16 protein-coding genes are annotated in these 15,675 nt (G+C 72.8%); 8 read left to right on the top strand and 8 right to left on the bottom strand.

What is annotated here, in order from left to right:
* Positions 1–105: 105 nt before the first annotated feature.
* The gene (locus tag NE234_RS06205) at positions 106–1,443 is read right to left on the bottom strand and encodes an HD-GYP domain-containing protein (RefSeq protein ID WP_252777882.1); all 1,338 of its coding nucleotides are present in this window, start codon (positions 1,441–1,443) and stop codon (positions 106–108) included.
* A 307-nt stretch (positions 1,444–1,750) separates the two neighbouring features.
* Between NE234_RS06205 and NE234_RS06200 the strand changes: the two genes are divergently transcribed.
* Both NE234_RS06200 and NE234_RS06195 read left to right on the top strand, forming a co-directional pair.
* On the top strand, positions 1,751–3,160 hold the full coding sequence (locus tag NE234_RS06200) for a GntP family permease (RefSeq protein WP_252777881.1): 1,410 nt from the start codon (positions 1,751–1,753) through the stop codon (positions 3,158–3,160).
* Positions 3,161–3,306: 146 nt separating this feature from the next.
* A complete protein-coding gene (locus NE234_RS06195; RefSeq protein ID WP_252777880.1) occupies positions 3,307–4,107 on the top strand; it encodes a transglycosylase family protein in 801 nt (266 codons plus the stop codon).
* A gap of 225 nt (positions 4,108–4,332) precedes the next feature.
* Here NE234_RS06195 and NE234_RS06190 read toward each other — a convergent pair whose 3' ends face one another.
* Complete coding sequence (locus NE234_RS06190) at positions 4,333–4,680, bottom strand: STAS domain-containing protein (RefSeq protein WP_252777879.1); 348 nt, start codon at positions 4,678–4,680, stop codon at positions 4,333–4,335.
* Positions 4,681–4,971: 291 nt separating this feature from the next.
* Here NE234_RS06190 and NE234_RS06185 point away from each other — a divergent pair, with 291 nt between their 5' ends.
* Positions 4,972–7,128, top strand: coding sequence for a hypothetical protein (locus tag NE234_RS06185; protein ID WP_252777878.1), 2,157 nt, complete (start codon positions 4,972–4,974; stop codon positions 7,126–7,128).
* A 73-nt stretch (positions 7,129–7,201) separates the two neighbouring features.
* Positions 7,202–8,260, top strand: a complete 1,059-nt coding sequence (locus NE234_RS06180; RefSeq protein ID WP_252777877.1) for a hypothetical protein — start codon at positions 7,202–7,204, stop codon at positions 8,258–8,260.
* 140 nt (positions 8,261–8,400) lie between these two features.
* On the opposite strand, the gene NE234_RS06175 is transcribed toward NE234_RS06180, so the two are convergent.
* Positions 8,401–8,823 carry a MarR family winged helix-turn-helix transcriptional regulator gene (locus tag NE234_RS06175; protein WP_252777876.1) on the bottom strand — a complete coding sequence of 141 codons (423 nt, stop codon included), beginning with the start codon at positions 8,821–8,823 and terminating at the stop codon, positions 8,401–8,403.
* Positions 8,824–8,909: 86 nt separating this feature from the next.
* On the opposite strand from NE234_RS06175, the gene NE234_RS06170 reads away from it, so the two are divergent.
* The 3 genes from NE234_RS06170 to NE234_RS06160 all read left to right on the top strand — a co-directional run bounded on the left by NE234_RS06170 (position 8,910) and on the right by NE234_RS06160 (position 11,108).
* Positions 8,910–9,548: an MBL fold metallo-hydrolase gene (locus tag NE234_RS06170; RefSeq protein ID WP_252777875.1), complete on the top strand. Its 639-nt coding sequence runs from the start codon at positions 8,910–8,912 to the stop codon at positions 9,546–9,548.
* 179 nt (positions 9,549–9,727) lie between these two features.
* A complete protein-coding gene (locus NE234_RS06165; RefSeq protein ID WP_305886661.1) occupies positions 9,728–10,864 on the top strand; it encodes an inorganic phosphate transporter in 1,137 nt (378 codons plus the stop codon).
* A 10-nt stretch (positions 10,865–10,874) separates the two neighbouring features.
* On the top strand, positions 10,875–11,108 hold the full coding sequence (locus NE234_RS06160; RefSeq protein ID WP_252777874.1) for a hypothetical protein: 234 nt from the start codon (positions 10,875–10,877) through the stop codon (positions 11,106–11,108).
* Positions 11,109–11,118: 10 nt separating this feature from the next.
* Here NE234_RS06160 and NE234_RS06155 read toward each other — a convergent pair whose 3' ends face one another.
* Positions 11,119–12,033 (bottom strand): LysR family transcriptional regulator, encoded by a 915-nt coding sequence (locus NE234_RS06155; protein ID WP_252777873.1) that lies wholly within the window; start codon positions 12,031–12,033, stop codon positions 11,119–11,121.
* A gap of 125 nt (positions 12,034–12,158) precedes the next feature.
* Here NE234_RS06155 and NE234_RS06150 point away from each other — a divergent pair, with 125 nt between their 5' ends.
* On the top strand, positions 12,159–12,878 hold the full coding sequence (locus tag NE234_RS06150) for an SDR family oxidoreductase (RefSeq protein ID WP_252777872.1): 720 nt from the start codon (positions 12,159–12,161) through the stop codon (positions 12,876–12,878).
* On the opposite strand, the gene NE234_RS06145 is transcribed toward NE234_RS06150, so the two are convergent.
* From NE234_RS06145 to NE234_RS06130, 4 genes are read right to left on the bottom strand one after another with little or no spacing between them, the layout of a single operon-like run.
* Positions 12,847–13,281 (bottom strand): hypothetical protein, encoded by a 435-nt coding sequence (locus tag NE234_RS06145; protein WP_252777871.1) that lies wholly within the window; start codon positions 13,279–13,281, stop codon positions 12,847–12,849. The two genes, NE234_RS06150 and NE234_RS06145, sit on opposite strands and share 32 nt — an antisense overlap.
* Positions 13,278–14,432 (bottom strand): molybdopterin-dependent oxidoreductase, encoded by a 1,155-nt coding sequence (locus tag NE234_RS06140; protein WP_252777870.1) that lies wholly within the window; start codon positions 14,430–14,432, stop codon positions 13,278–13,280. The genes NE234_RS06145 and NE234_RS06140 overlap by 4 nt, the downstream gene beginning before the upstream one ends.
* Entirely contained in the window at positions 14,402–15,016 is a 615-nt protein-coding gene (locus NE234_RS06135; RefSeq protein WP_252777869.1) for a methyltransferase domain-containing protein, read from the bottom strand. Before NE234_RS06135 ends, NE234_RS06140 begins: the two co-directional genes overlap by 31 nt.
* Positions 15,013–15,660: a TIGR04282 family arsenosugar biosynthesis glycosyltransferase gene (locus tag NE234_RS06130; protein WP_252777868.1), complete on the bottom strand. Its 648-nt coding sequence runs from the start codon at positions 15,658–15,660 to the stop codon at positions 15,013–15,015. The genes NE234_RS06135 and NE234_RS06130 overlap by 4 nt, the downstream gene beginning before the upstream one ends.
* Positions 15,661–15,675 lie beyond the last annotated feature (15 nt).

Genomic DNA, 15,675 nt, shown 5'->3' with positions numbered 1-15,675 from the left:
CGCGGCCTCACCGCAGTGGCCTCCAGCCGCACGCGGGTCCCTGCTGCACGCGGCCTCCTGCTGCGTGCCGGCGTCACCGCACGCGGCCTCCTGCTGTACGCGGCCTCACGGCCCCCCGGCGACGCCGATCGGCATGGACGGGTCGTCGTGGTCCTGCTGCGTGGTCTCCACGTCCTCGCTCTCCGGCGGCGGGACCGGCTCGGCCTCCACCCAGCCGTCGCGGTGCAGCGCGGTGAGGAAGGCGTCGACCAGCACGGGGTCGAACTGTGTGCCGGCATTGCGCCGGAGGGCCTCGATGGCGGTCTCGGCGGGCAGGCCGGGACGGTAGGACCGGCTGGAGGTCATCGCGTCGAAGGTGTCGGCCACCGCGATGATGCGGGCGAACTCGGGGATCTCCTCACCGGCCAGGCCCATCGGATATCCCTTGCCGTCCACCCGCTCGTGGTGGTGCATGATGCCGCCCAGCGCCTCGTCGAGGAAGTCGATGTCGCGCACGATCTCCTCTCCCCGCATGGGATGCAGCTGGATCGCGGCGAACTCCTCCTCGGTCAGATCGCCGGGCTTCTGCAGGACCTTCGTCGGCACGCCGAGCTTGCCGACGTCGTGGAGCATGCCGGCGTACCGGAGTCGGTTGATCCGGTCGACGCGCATGCCGATCTCCCGGGCGATCATCACCGAGCCGTACGCCACGCGCTCGCTGTGGCCGCGGGTGTAGTAGTCCTTGGTCTCGACGGCCTGGCACAGCGCGGCGACGGTGGCCGCGTGCGCGCGCTGCTGGGCGACGATCTGGGTGAACGCCCAGCGGGCGATGAACACCGGCATCAGCACCAGCACGGCGGACAGGGGCCCGGCCGCCGGCCAGATGCCGGCGATGAGCAGCCCGATCATCCCGAAGCCGAGGCAACCGGGGACGACCAGGCGCCCGGTGGCCAGGACCTCTCGCCAGGTCGCCTGCCGGCTGACGAGCAGGACGATGGTCATCAGCGCGAGGTTGACGGTGACGAAGGTGACGAGGGCGCCGATGAAGGGGCCGATGACGTGGCCGGTCCAGTTGGCGTCGCCCCAGCGGTACGGATGGCCGCCGAGCGCCTGGAAGACCGCCCCCGCCGCGTACCCGCTCAGGGCGTACTGCGCGGCGTTGAACAGGCGTTTGATCAGGTCGAGGTCGCGCCGGCCGGTGAGGATCGCCGTCACGCCGATCAGCGTGGCGCCGACCGGGCCGGCGAGCACCACGGCGGCCAGGCCGGCCGCGAAGCTCATGGAGACGCGGGCGCGTTTGATTGTGAGGGTGGCCGCCGACGACTCGGTGACCACGAACAGGCCGGCGAGGACGGCGAGTCTCGGCCAGCACAGACCCGTTAACGAGGACGTCGCGATGACGCCGATGGCCAGTGCGATGACGCCGCCGGCATAGGCCCGTGCGGCGAGAGGCAGTCCGCGCATAACGCTCTCCCCGGGGGAACGTGAACGTAGTCACTCTGTCACAGCTAGTGATCGTTGGCGAGACCCGTGCGGAGACGATTCCCTCGACGCCGGGTCACGCGAGTACGGCGCCGGAGCCCGTACCGGCCCGCCGCCGTGCCCTGTGACCTGCCTGGAGACGAGGGGCGGCGCGGGCGCCTGAGGAGGCTGTACTACGGTCGGTCGGGTCGCCGCTCCGCTGAGCCGTCGACGGTCCGGCGGCACCGTTCAAAGGCAGTAACCCCCTCGCCGGCCCCGCCGGCCTGCCCAACCCCCTGGAGGTCAGGCCTTGGTCCCCCTCAGCCCCCTCACCGCTCTCCCCCCTCTCGCCGATGCGACGCCACCACCGATCGCCTCGGCGGGGCACGCTCACCTGCTGATCGCCGTCCTCGTGGGCATCGCCGTGATCGTCGTGCTCATCACCGCGTTCAAGGTGCACGCCTTCCTCTCCCTGACCCTCGGCTCGCTGGCCCTCGGCGCGGTCGCGGGCGCACCCCTGGACAAGGTGGTCGACAGCTTCACCAAGGGCCTGGGCAGCACCGTCGCCAGCGTCGGTGTGCTGATCGCCCTCGGCTCCATCCTCGGCAAGATGCTGGCCGACTCGGGCGGCGCCGACCAGATCGTCGACACGATCCTCGCCAAGGCGAGCGGCCGGGCCATGCCCTGGGCGATGGTCCTGATCGCCGGCATCGTCGGATTGCCGCTGTTCTTCGAGGTCGGCATCGTCCTGTTGATCCCGGTGGTGCTGCTCGTCGCCAAGCGCGGGAACCACTCGCTGATGCGCATCGGGATCCCGGCTCTCGCCGGTCTCTCGGTCATGCACGGCCTGGTCCCGCCGCACCCCGGGCCGCTCGCCGCGATCGGCGCGGTCCACGCCGACCTGGGCGTCACGCTGGCCTTCGGCATCCTCGTCGCCGTCCCCACGGTGATCATCGCGGGCCCGATCTTCTCCAGGTACGCGGCGCGGTGGGTCGACGTGCCCGCTCCCGACCGGATGGTCCCGCAGTCGAACGCCGAGGACGTCGAGCGGCGCCCCGGCTTCGGCGCGACCATGGCCACGGTCCTGCTGCCGGTCGTGCTCATGCTGATCAAGGCGCTGGTCGACATCGTGATCGACGACCCGAAGGACATGACCCAGCGTGTCGCCGACGTGATCGGCACGCCGGTGATCGCCCTGCTGGCCGCCGTCATCCTCGGGATGTTCACGCTGGGCCGTCCGGCGGGCTTCACGCGGGAGCGCCTCTCGTCCGTCGTCGACAGTTCACTCGCCCCGATCGCGGGTGTGTTCCTGATCGTCGGCGCGGGCGGTGGTTTCAAGCAGACGCTCGTCGACGTCGGCGTGGGCCAGATGATCGTCGACCTCTCGAAGCACTGGTCGATCCCGGCGCTGGTCCTCGGCTGGCTGATCGCGGTCGCCATCCGGCTCGCGACCGGTTCGGCGACCGTCGCCACGGTCTCGGCGGCCGGCCTGGTCGCCCCGCTGACGGCCGGGATGTCCAGCACCCACGTCGCGCTGCTGGTGCTGGCGGTCGGGGCGGGCTCGCTGTTCTTCAGTCACGTCAACGACGCCGGGTTCTGGCTCGTCAAGGAGTACTTCGGGCTGAACGTCGGCCAGACCGTCGCGACCTGGTCGCTGATGGAGACGATCATCTCCGTCGTCGCCTTCGTCCTCGTCCTCCTCCTGTCGGTCGTCGTCTGACTCCGGGCGCCGCCGCCCCGTGTGGTCAGCGGGGCGGCGGCGCCTGCCCGTACGAACCAGTATGAAATTCGTCGCTTCTGGCGAATGTGGTCGTACGCTCCGCTATGGTCTGCCCGGTACCGGGATGCCCCCGACGCGGAGGAAATGTGCGCCGTTCCCTGTTGGTCGCCGGTCTGACGATGCTCGCGATCACCGCCTCGGCCTGCGGAGGCAAGGCCGATGACGCGAAGAAGAACACGGCGGCGGTCGCGCCGCGCGACGCGGCGGTGCGCCCCACGGCGACGCCCGTCAAGGTGGTCGTCCTCGTCGACCGCAAGAAGCAGGCCGAGACGATGACGACGGCGTCGACCGTCCGTGACGTGCTCACCCAGGTGGGCATCCAACTGGGCAAGTACGACCTGGTCACGCCCGCCGCGGACGCCGCTCCGACGGCGACGATCAAGGTGCTGCGGCTGCTGTCCGCGCCCAAGACCACGAAGGTCGTGATCCCGGCGCCGACGGTCGAGAAGAAGGACGCCGAACTCCCGGCCTTCAGTCAGAAGGTGACCCGCGCGGGCCGCTCCGGCTACAAGATGGTCACGACCGCGTACGTCCGGCGGCACGGCAAGAAGGTCAAGGCCGTCATCGACGAGAAGGTCAAGCGCAAGCCGGTGTCGCGGATCATCGCGCTCGGCCCGCACCCGAGCGGCGCCGGCTCGGCCGCCCGCCTCAACTGGGCGGCGCTGGCCAAGTGCGAGTCGGGCGGCAACCCGCGGGCGGTGAATCCGGCCGGCTACTACGGGCTCTACCAGTTCAACCGGCAGTCCTGGGCGACGGTCGGTGGATCGGGGCTGCCCAGCGACGCGCCGGCGGCCGAGCAGACCTACCGCGCGCAGCTCCTCTACAACCGGGTGAACGGCCGCTGGCAGGGCCAGTGGCCGAACTGCGGCCACTTCCTGTTCAGCTGAGAAGTGTCATACGGGCGGGGTGCGGGGAAAGGGGACACCCCGCCCGTATTTCGGGGGAAGGGGCAAGCGCGGGCCGCGACCGTACACGGGCATGACCGGGTGACCCGGTGCGGGTCTGGAGGAGATCCCTGCCGCGTGCACGAGGCGGGCGTCAGGTCGGCCGGCGGAACTTCGTCGGCGCTTTTCTTGACGCATGAACGACGCTATGTGGGGTATTAATGCACGTCAACGCAGGTGCGTCGACATTGTCGAACAAGATCCTCCGGGTCGGCGAGGTGCCGGGACCGCGGCGGCGCACAGCACGCGGTCGAGGCCGACCAGCCTCATGAGGCGGCGCAGCCGGTGACTCGGACGGACCAGCGTCAACCGGCCGCCCGCCCGGCGGGCCTCATTGGCGCACCGCACCAGGGCGCCGAGCCCGCGCGCGTCGCAGAACGTCACCGCGGACCCGTCGATCACCACGTCGGGCCCGTGACGGAGGAGCACTTCGAGCACCAGATCCTCGAGGGCGTCCGTGCCGGCGATGTCGAGTTCGCCGCGCAGCGACACGATCGGCGCCGCTCCCGGGCGCACCCGCGTCCTCGCCTCCAGAATCGGTCCGAGGCTCTCCCGGATCGCCCGCGTGGTCCCGGTCCGTTTCGACGTGGACGTCCGTGTGTGCGGCTTGCCTGCCATGGATTCCCCCGCTTGCGCGATCGGCGGAGTCTGGCGCGTCCCTGCTACCGGGCGCGAACGCCGAACCGCCCCCCTCGCGGCCGGACCTCCGCCTGACTATGAGAATGCTCGCCGAGCGGCGCCCGGCGTCACTAGGGCCGAAGGTCCCACGGAGTGCGATCGGCGAAGCTTGCCCCTACGCTGACCGCTGTGCCGGAAGTGATCGATTACGGGCGGTTCGCGGAGCGGCTGCGGCGGGTGATGCCGCGCTGGGACGACCGCGACCGCATGTCCCCTGCCGCGTTCGCCGAGCATCTCGCGGACACCGGCCCGCGGTGGGAGCTGTTGCGCGTCTTCCAGGAGGAGTGGGGTTATGAGCCGCCCGGCGGCGAACCCCGCTGGCCGCGCTGGTCGGAGTCCGAGCACGAGGCGTACGTGCGCCGGCTCAAGGCCGAGGGGACCGACGAGGAGGACGACGACGAATGGGATCGCGTCGACCTGACGCTGCCCGTTCCGGCGGCCCTGGACGAGTGGTGGGACCTGCCGTTCAACTCCTTCACCTACCGGCCCCGGCTGTACTGGACGAACCCCGAGTGGCCGCCGACGGTGCGCCCGGACCCCACCGGATACGGCGTCTCGGACGGGCTGCCACCGGACAACCCCTTCGTCGGACCGGACGACGACCACCGGGTCTGCGTGTTCAAGGCGGAGTACCAGTACTGCAACGAATGGGGCTACCTCGCCGCCGAGGCCGCGCTTCCCGACCCGAAGGTGCTGGTGAGCACCGGTGACGGCTGGGTCGTGCAGGCGCGGTCGATCTCGGAGTTCTTCCTGCAGCTGGCCGTGACGCGGCTGCCCGCGCACTACGGCTGGACCGTACGACTGTACGACCCGGAGCCCGACCTGGTGGACCGGGTCCGGCGCGACCTCCCGGAGCTCGGCCTGCTGCCCTGGCGCGAACTCGGCGCCGACACCCTCGCCTACGGCGCCCTCGACGCGATCGTCTACCTCGACGACGGTGGCCTCGTCGACTTCCCCCTCGTGGTGCACGCCCGGACCCGTACGGCCCTGGAGGACCTGGCCCGCACGCTCGGCGCCGACTGGGCCGACGAGATCGAGTCCCCGGAGGCCGACCGGCCGGACCCGGAGGACCAGGCGGAGCCCGCGGCCCCCGAGCCGCTGTCCCTGCGCGTCGGCCAGACGGACGCCGATGGGCGGTGGACCGTCGAGGCCGTCTCCGACCGCCCGCTCTGCCCTCCGGAGCCCGAGCCGCCGGCGGTGCTGACCGGTGCCGCCCGGCCGGCCGGTCTCACGGTCTGGGCCGCCGACCCGGACGTCGGCGTCGTCGCGGGCGACCAGGCAGGCGGCCTGCACGTGTGGCCGTCCGCCCGCCCGGCCACCGCCGCGGACGCGGCGGCCCCGGCGGAAGCGGACGCCGCGGTGGAGGCGGACGCCGCGGTGGAGGCGGAGATCCCGGCGGGTGCGGACGCGGAGGCGCCGGTGGCTCCGCTGAGCCGTACGGCGCACGACGCGCCGGTGACCGCGGTCGCCTGCCGGTACTTCGACGGACCGGGTGACGCGGTGCTGAGCGGGGACGCGGCCGGGCAGGTGTACGTGTGGCCGTCCTCCGGCGAGGGCGACCCGGTGCCGGTCGGGATCGGCCGGCGCGGCGGCAAAGTGGTCGCGCTCGGCATCGAGGCCCTGGAGACGGGGCCGGCGATGGCCGCCGTCTGGAGCACGGGCGCCGTCTGGCTGTGGGACTACGAGTCGGGCCTCGACGCGGTCATCGACCTCGGGCCCGGCATCGAGACGCTCATCCTGGAGCCGGAGGGCGTCCTGACCGTCGGCGGCCCGACGGGGACCGCGACCGTACGCCTCGACCCCGAACGCCTGTGGCCGAAGCGGGATCTGTACGGGTTCCTGCGCCGGTTCGAGTGGGAGGAGCTCGAGAGCGCGCGCGGTCCGGCCACCGACTTCCCGGAGCGGATCCTCACGATGGCGTCCGACGACGCCGAGGCCGCCGAGGAGGCGCTCAGCGCCCTGCCCGCGCTTCTGATCGAGGGTGAGAAGGTCTTCCCGGCGACCCTGGCCACCGTTCCCTTTCTCGTTCTGCTGGCCACCGAGGCGGAGAACCACGTCCGGGGCCCCCTGCTGTCCCTGGTGACCGACATCGCGCGAGTCGTCTCCGGTCCGGTCGCCGCGGGAGCACAGCCGGAAGAGTGGGCGGGGGACGTTCGATCGATGATCGTGAACCTCCTTCCCGCCGTGGCCGAACTGCTGGACGGCTCCGACCCGGGCGTGCGCGAGGCGGCCCGGCGGCTGCTGGCGGAGTTCCCCGACGAGGAGGCCCGTTCGACGCGGGAGTGATCCATCACATGGCGATCAGGTGAACCGCGGACTCGTTTCCGGCGTCTCCTTTCGCAACAACGAAAGGACGCGAATGCGACGATTGATCGTGGGGACGGGCGTGGCGGCGCTGGCCCTCGGAATGGGCGTCGGCACGGCGCACGCCGCCACGCCGGCCTGGCGGGTCACCCAGACGACGAAACTGCCGGGTGACGACATCCTGAGCGACGTCACCGTCGCGCCGACCGGGAGCACCTGGGCCGTCGGCAAGCGGACCGTCAGCGGCACGACGCGGCCGGTCGTCCAGCGCCTGTCCGGGACGACCTGGAAGGACGTGAGGCTGCCCGCCGGCTGGTCGATGGCGCTGAACGTCGTCGACGCCTCGTCCAGCAAGAACGTCTGGGCGTTCAGCGCCGAAGAGAGCGCGGTCGTGCACTGGAACGGCAAGAAGTGGACGTCCGCGAAGTTCAGCGGCGTCTTCCGCGCCACCGACGCCGACGTGGTCAGCGCCTCGAACGTGTGGGCGGTGAACGGCGGCACCACGGCCCGGCACTGGAACGGCAAGAGGTGGGCGAGCGTCAGGCTTCCCGCCCACGTCGTCGCCCTGCAGGCGGTGTCCGCCAAGAACATCTGGGCGGCCGGCTCCATCGGGGACAAGGCCGCGGTGGTCCACTACGACGGCAGGTCGTGGAAGGTCGTCAAGACCGTCGCCCTGGCCAAGCCGGAGCCCGACGCGGCCACGGTCCTCACCGGCATCGCCGTGTCGGGGAAGAACGTCTGGGCGGTCGGCGCGCAGTCGTGGTCCTGCGGTGAGGACGGCGACGACACCTGTTACACGCGGCTGGCGCTGCGGCTGACCGGCACGAAGTCCAAGTCCTTCGTCACCGCGAAGGGCCAGGCGTACACCAAGGTGGCGGCCGACGGGTCGGGCGGCGTGTGGATCCTGCAGGGGGCGTGGGACCCGGCGCTCGTCCACGTCACCGGTGACACGTTCACCTCCTCGGCCGCGCCGCGCCCGTCCGGCCACGACGTCAACCTGACCGCGCTGGCGAACCGGCCGGGCACGAAGACCGTCTGGTCGGTCGGCGGTTCGTCCCCCGAGGGCGACCCGGACGACCCGACCAGCGACGGCGTCTACCTCCGCACCGGCTGAGCCTCGGTGAGTCGCGTACGGGCCCGGGACCCACGTCCCGGGCCCGTACGTCGTTCAGGGGGCCGCCCGGGCGCGCGTTCGGCGGCCGGCGGGGCGTTCGGCGGCCGGGGCCGGGCGTTCCTGCGGCCGGGGTCGGGCGTTCAGCGGTCGGCCAGCCGGGCCAGGAGGGCGACCGCGCGGGCCAGGTCCCGCTGCTCCTCGGGGTCGAACTCGCTCGCCATCGCCTCCGCCAGCCAGTCGGTCCTCCGGGTCCGCTGGCTCTGCAGCTCGGCACGGCCCGCGTCGGTGATGGTGAGCAGGGTCTTGCGGGCGTCGCTGGGGTGCGGCCCGGCGGCGATCAGGCCGAGGGCGGTGAGCCGCCCGACCGTACGGGCCATCGACTGGTGCCGCACCCGTTGCCGCTCGGCCAGGTCGGCGGTGGTCAGCGGGCCCTCCCGGTCGAGGTGGCCGAGCACGGCGGCCTGGGGCGTGGGCAGGTCCTCCGGGCGGCGGGCCCGGCGCACCAGCCGCCCGACGACCAGCCGCAGCTCATGGGCGACCTCGTTCACGTCCACCTCGTCCATGCCGGGGACTCTACAGCCATGCTGTATATTCGGCACTGATATACAGCATGGCTGTAAAAATGTGGAAGACGAAGGGACGTCGGCGCATGCGACTGACCAAGCTGGGACACGCCTGCATCAGGATCGAGAAGGACGGCACCACACTGGTCGTCGACCCGGGCGGCCTGACCGCGCCCGGCGCGCTGGACGGCGCCGACGCGGTGTTCATCACCCACGAGCACTTCGACCACTTCGACGAGGGATCGCTGCGCGCCGCGCTCGACGCGTCGCCGAAGCTGCGGGTCTGGACCAACGGCGCCACCGCCGCCAAGCTGGAGGGCCTCGGCGGCCGGGTCACGGTCGTCGGCCACGGCGACGCCTTCGACGTGAACGGCATCGGCGTGGAGGTCCACGGCGAGTGGCACGCGGTCATCCACCCGGACATCCCCCGCATCGGCAACGTCGGATTCCTCATCGACGGGAGCGTCTTCCACCCGGGCGACGCCTTCACCGCGCCGGAGCGGCCGGTCGACGCCCTCATGGTGCCGATCAGCGGACCCTGGCAGAAGCCCGCCGAGGTCATCGACTACGTCCGTGCCGTCAAGCCGGCCCGCGCCTTCTCCGTACACGACGAGGTCCTCAGCGACATCGGCAAGACGGTCGTGAACGGCCTGCTCGGAGCGAACGGCCCGGGCACCGGCACCGCGTACGAGCGGTTCTCGCCGGGCGACACCGTCGAGCTCTGACTCCCCGACGGGAGGCGGTGGCCCGCTGCCGTCTCCCGCCCTTGCGCCGTCGCCGTCCGCCGGCTTCGTGTCGTCGTCGCCGTCTTCCGGTTCGGGTGTTCCGCGCGGTTCACGGCGTGTTCAGGGGGTGAACCTACGGTTTCAGGGGTACGTGAGCCGCCGGACCGAAGGCGGGATCAATGGGCGACTGGTCGTTCCTCGTAGTGGCCGTGGTCATCACGGCCTTGGCATTCGACTTCACCAACGGCTTCCACGACACCGCCAACGCGATGGCGACCTCCATCGCGACCGGCGCGCTGCCGCCACGGATCGCGGTGCTGATCTCCGGCGCGCTCAACCTGGTCGGCGCGTTCCTGTCCACGGAGGTGGCCAAGACCATCTCCGGCGGGATCGTCGACGACTCGCTCGTCACACCGGCGATGATCTTCGCGGGCCTGGTCGGCGCGATCGTGTGGAACCTCGTGACCTGGGTGTTCGGCCTGCCGTCGAGTTCCTCGCACGCGCTGTTCGGGGGACTGATCGGGGCCGTCTGGGTGGGCGCCGGGGTCAAGGGCGTCCACTTCTCCGTGGTCACGGAGAAGATCCTCATCCCCGCGCTCGCCTCGCCGCTGATCGCGGGCGTGGTCGCCGTCACATCGACCTACCTCGCGTACGTGATCACGCGGCGCGGCCGCCGGGACGAGGTCGGGCGTGGCTTCCGGGCCGGGCAGATCGCCTCGGCCTCGCTGGTGTCGCTGGCGCACGGCACCAACGACGCCCAGAAGACGATGGGCGTCATCACCCTCACGCTGATCTCGGCGGGAGTGCTGTCCCACGGCTCCGGGCCGCCCTGGTGGGTCGTCACGATGGCCGGCCTGGCGATCGCCCTCGGCACGTACATCGGCGGCTGGCGGATCATCCGCACGATGGGCACGGGGCTGGCCGACATCGAGTCCCCGCAGGGGTTCGCGGCCGAGACCTCCGCCACGACCGTGATCCTGGCCTCCTCCCACCTGGGATTCGCGCTGTCCACGACGCAGGTGTGCTCCGGCGCGATCCTCGGTGCGGGGATCGGCCGCCGGCTCGCGGAGGTGCGCTGGAGCGTCGCGGGCCGGATGGTCCTGGCCTGGGTGTTCACCCTGCCCGCGGCCGCGGCGGTCGGCGGGCTCGCGGCGGCGGTGGCCGAGCAGGGCACCGCGGGCATCATCGTGGTCCTGGTCGCGGCGATCGCCGTCGCCACCGGCATCTACGCGGTGTCCCGGCGCAACCCGGTGCACGCCGCGAACGTCAACGACCAGCCGACGACGGCGGTCATGTCGCAGGCCGGCGCGGCGTGAGGGGAGTGCGATGAACATCAAGTGGAGCGCCCTCGGGGAGGTCGCCGTCGTCGCCTTCGCCGTCGGCGTCGCGATCGTCGTGATCTTCGCGGTCGGTGTCCTCGCCTGGTCGGTACGGCCGGCGGCGGACACGGGCCGGGACCGGGACGGAACGCTCGCCACCGTCGCCGCCGGGCTCTGCTTCCTGGCCTGCGCGCTGATCGTCTGCTACGGCATCTACCTCGTCGTCCCCCAGTTCCACTGACGGAGCCTCGCTACCCGAGCGGTCGAGTCGGTCGACTCGGCCGCTCGGCGGGGAGTTCACCGCCCTGCAGCTCCGTGGCGATCGCGGCGAACTCGTTGATCAGGCGGCTGCGGCGGGTGCTGTCCCAGGCGAGGCAGACCTGGTTCGGTGGAAGGTCGGCCACCGGGACGTGGGTGACGTCCGGCCGGGTGTAGAAGGTCATGACCGACAGCGGCAGGACCACGATGCCGCGACCGGCCGCCACGTGCTCGAGCTTCTCCTCCACCGCGTGGAAGACCGGCTCCGGCGGCCGTCCTCCCGGCCGGCGCAGTTCGGTGGCGATGTCACGCCACTCCGGGACACTGTCGGGGTCCTGGAGCAGATGCTCGTCGGCGAGGTCGGCGACCCCGACGGCGTCCTTGCCCGCCAGGTGGTGGCCACCGGGCAGGACGACGACACGCGGCTCGGTCAGCAGCGGCCGGATCCGCAGCCCGCGCTGGTCGACCGGCAGGCGCACGTAGCCGACGTCCACCCGGCCGTCGCGGATCACCTCCGTCTGGTCCGTCCACGTCGTGCGGACGACCTCCACGGTCAGGCCCGGATGGCGCTCGCTCAGCGCCTGCACGGCCGGGGTGACGATCAGCCCCGGCATGAACCCGACGGTGAAGGTGTCGGCCCCCCGTGCGGCCCGCCCGACCCGGCGGCGCAGCGCCTCCGCCGCGGCCAGCAGCGGCCGGGCGTCCGCGAGAAGCTGCTCACCGGCGGGCGTCAGCTCGGTGGACCGCTTGGTGCGGACGAACAGCTGGACCTTCAGCTCGCCCTCGAGCGCCCGGATCTGGCGGGACAGCACCGGCTGCGCGATGTGCAGCGCCTCGGCGGCCCGGCCGAAGTGCAGCCGCTCGGCCACCGCGACGAAGTAACGCAGCTTCCGCAGATCGACGTCCACCAGCGTCTCCTTACCTGCCTGATGCCCGCAGGGTATTACAGGCGAAGAACGAGGTCTTGGACGTGGGCGGTCTCGCGGGGACATCGTTGATGGGCCGGAATCCCCCTTCCACAAAGGACCACACCATGGATCTGCAGGGTCAACGCGTCGTCGTCCTCGGCGGCACCTCGGGCATCGGGCTGGCGGCCGCGGAGTCGGCCGCCCGGCAGGGCGCCGCGGTCACGGTGGCCTCCAGCAGACAGGGCAGCGTCGACCGCGCCCTCGGCCGGCTGCCCGCGGGCGCCACCGGCCGGGTCGTCGACCTCGCGGACCCCCGCGCGATCGACGCGCTGTTCGCCGGGCTCGGTCCGATCGACCACCTCGTCTACACCGCGGGCGAGTCCTTGTCGCTGATGAGGGTCGACGCCCTCGACCTGGACACGGCGCGCGACTTCTTCACGCTGCGCTACTTCAGCGTGCTCGCGTCGGTACGGGCGGCGGTGCCGCACCTGCGCAAGGACGGCTCGATCACGCTGACGACCGGCATCGTCAAGGACCGGCCAGGACCGGGCTGGTCGGTCGCGGCGAGCGTCTGCGGCGCCATCGACGCCCTGACCAGGGCGCTCGCCGTCGAACTCGCGCCGATCAGGGTCAACGCCGTGTCTCCCGGCATCGTACGGTCCCCGCTGTGGGCCGGGATGAGCGACGAGGACCGGGATCGGATGTACGCCGACACCGGCGCCGTGATCCCGGCGGGCCGGGTCGGCGAGGTCGAGGACATCGCGCGCGCCTACCTGTACCTGCTCACCGAGCCGTTCGCCACCGGAACCGTCCTCACCGTGGACGGCGGGAACGTCCTCGTCTGACCCGGGCCGTACGGAGCGCCACGGCGGCGGCGCCCGCCCCGCCGATCAGGGCGAGGACGACCGCGAGGTGGACGCCGTACGCCTGGGGGAGCCGTGACGGGTCCCCGGCCCGGCGGCCGAGCCCGAGCACCATCGGCAGCGCCACGGCCGAGACGGACGCCGCGAGCACCAGCGAGACCCGGACCGGCCGGCGGTACGACGCCGGCAGCCGCCCGGTGAGCAGGGCCACGCCGAGCACGGCCGGGACCACCAGCAGGTCGTGGACGAGCGCCGCGCCCGCGACCCAGACCAGCCAGCCCACCGGGTCGGTCTCGGCGGCGTCGCGCAGCAGCCCGGCGCCGCCGACGCCGATCAGCGCCGCGCCGAGGCCGTACGCGATGAGGCGTCCCCGCACGACCCTCATGACCCGTGCACCACCAGCCGGGCGATCCACTTGGTCTGCAGCACGCCGGGACGGTCCGGGGCGATCAGCCGGCACGGGTACCCGTGATCGGGCGACAGCGGCTCGCCGTTCAGGCCGATGGCGAGGAGCGTGAGCTCGTCGTGCCAGTGCGGCGGGTCGACCTCCGAGGCGCGGTACCGCCCACCGGCCTCCAGCGACTCCACCCGGACCCGCGCGCCCGCGTCCACGCCCGCCGCGTGGAGGACGTCGCGGAGCCGTACGCCAGCCCAGGTCCCCTCGGCGCTCCAGCCCTCGACGCACGCGATCGGCAGCCGTGCGACGTGCTGTGGCATGGCCCGCAGGTCGGCGAGCGACAGGGACAGCTCACGGGCCACGTCACCGGTGACCGCGAGCCGCCAGGCCGGATCCGGGCGGACGCCGGCGGCGGCCGCCGTCTTGTTCACCGGCAGCCGCTGCGGCCCGACACCGGGCCGGCGCGGGGCCAGCAGCGCGAGCCGGCCGAGCGGGGTGAACGTCTCCCCGACGGTCGTCAGCCCGACCAGCCCGCACGCCCCCGCGACGGTCGCGAGGAACCCCCGGCGCGAGGGCCCGGTGGGGCGCGCGTCCGCACCGGCCCGTCCGGGACGCAGGCCGCGGACCTTGGCCCACTCGTTCGCGACGTGGACGACCAGCGCGCCGTAGACGATGTAGGCGGTCCAGTAGTGCGCCGTCGTGAAGAAGAACGGGAACGGATAGAAGTACGCGATGTTGAACAGCCCGGTCACGAGCTGGAACAGCGCGCCGCCGACGAGCGGGAACACCAGCGCCCGTTCGAGCGCGTGCCCCGCCGAGCGCACCGGCGGCCACTGCCACAGCCGCGGATAGACGGTCCACAGCTTGGCCAGCAGCAGCGGGATCGTGGCCAGGCCCCCGATCACGTGCGCGCCCTGCGTGAGCCGGTAGAGGCCGACCGGCCGCGACGGCCAGACCGCCCACCCCGGCGGATGCTGCATGAAGTGGCTGACCAGCCCGGTCACGAACGCGACCGTGAAGCTGACGCCGAGCGCCACGCCGAGCCACGCGGCGGTCCGCTCGTCCCGTTCGTCGCGCTCCCGCGAGGCGAACCGCCCGATCGCCGTGATCAGGCGAGCGGGGTCAGGTCGGCGAAGCATCGCCCGGCCTCCGTCCAGATCTCGGCCACCCGCAGCCTGGCCTGCTCCGCGTAGGCGCCGATCGCGTCGCGGGCGACGTGCGACCAGCGGAACCAGTCGCTCACCTGCCGCGGGTCGCGGAGCCGCACCCACTCCGTACGCGTCGTCGCGCCGAGTTCGGCGATCGCCCGGCCACGCCGGTGCAGTAGCGCCTCGACGCGGCGCAGCAGCGCGGCGGGGTCGCCGCCGATGCCGATGTTGCCGTCGGCCAGCAGCACCGTCTCCCACCGCCCGGCCCCCGGGACGTGGCCGAACACGTCACGCAGCAGGGCCAGCCCGCCCGCCGCCCGCGTCATCTCGACGGCGTACGGCGTGACGTCGATGCCGAGCGCGGGCAGGCCGCGTTCGGCGAGCGCGACCGTGAGCCGCCCCGGCCCGGACCCGACGTCGAGCGTCGGCCCGGCGCAACGGTCCAGCAGTGCGTGGTCGCCGGGCCGTCCGTCGCACCACTGGTCGACCGGGAGGCGCTCCCGCCGCCCGTCGGCGTGCTCGATCTCCACCGACCCGAGGCCGGCGAGGGACCCCTCGTACAGCCCGCCGATCATCCCGCGCCTCCTCGTACGGGGACGGGCGCGGGGTCCCCGGCCCGGCCGATCGCCGCGAGCGTCGCGGCGAACCGCGTGCCGGGCGCCTGGTCCGCCACCCGTACGGCGTCGGCGGCGGTGTCCACGTCGGTCAGCGTCTCGAGAGTGGTGACGCGCAGGCCGCGCAGCCGGGCGCGCTGACACGCCCCGGTGTCCGGACGCGACATCGGCACCCCGAGCAGCAACCGGGCATCGGGCCGCCGCAGGCCGAGCAGCCAGAACCCGCCGTCGGCGGCGGGGCCGAACACCGCGTCCCCGTCGTCGAGGCTCCGGGCCGCCCGCGTGAGCCGTGCCGGAGTGACCTGGGGCGTGTCCATGCCGACGAGGACGGCGGGCCCGCCGACGTCGGCGAAGGCGTTCGCGAGCCGCTCGTCCAGTCCGCCGCCGCGCTGCGGCACCACCTCGAAGCCCGCGGGCAGCCACGGGCCCGGACGCCCGGCGAGGACGAGCACCCGTCGCGCCGCCGGCGCCGCCGCGACGGCGGCGAGCGTGTCCGCCAGCGCCGCCTCCGCCAGGGCCGCCGCCTGGACGGGCGTGTACGGCGGGGTCAGCCGGGTCTTGACCCGGCCGGGCACCGGCTCCTTGGCGATCACGAGCAGCGTCACCGGACCGCCTCCGGC

The sequence above is a fragment of the Actinoallomurus rhizosphaericola genome (assembly GCF_024055675.1).
Taxonomy (GTDB): Bacteria; Actinomycetota; Actinomycetes; order Streptosporangiales; family Streptosporangiaceae; genus Actinoallomurus; species Actinoallomurus soli.
This window is presented reverse-complemented; position numbering and strand designations above follow the sequence as displayed.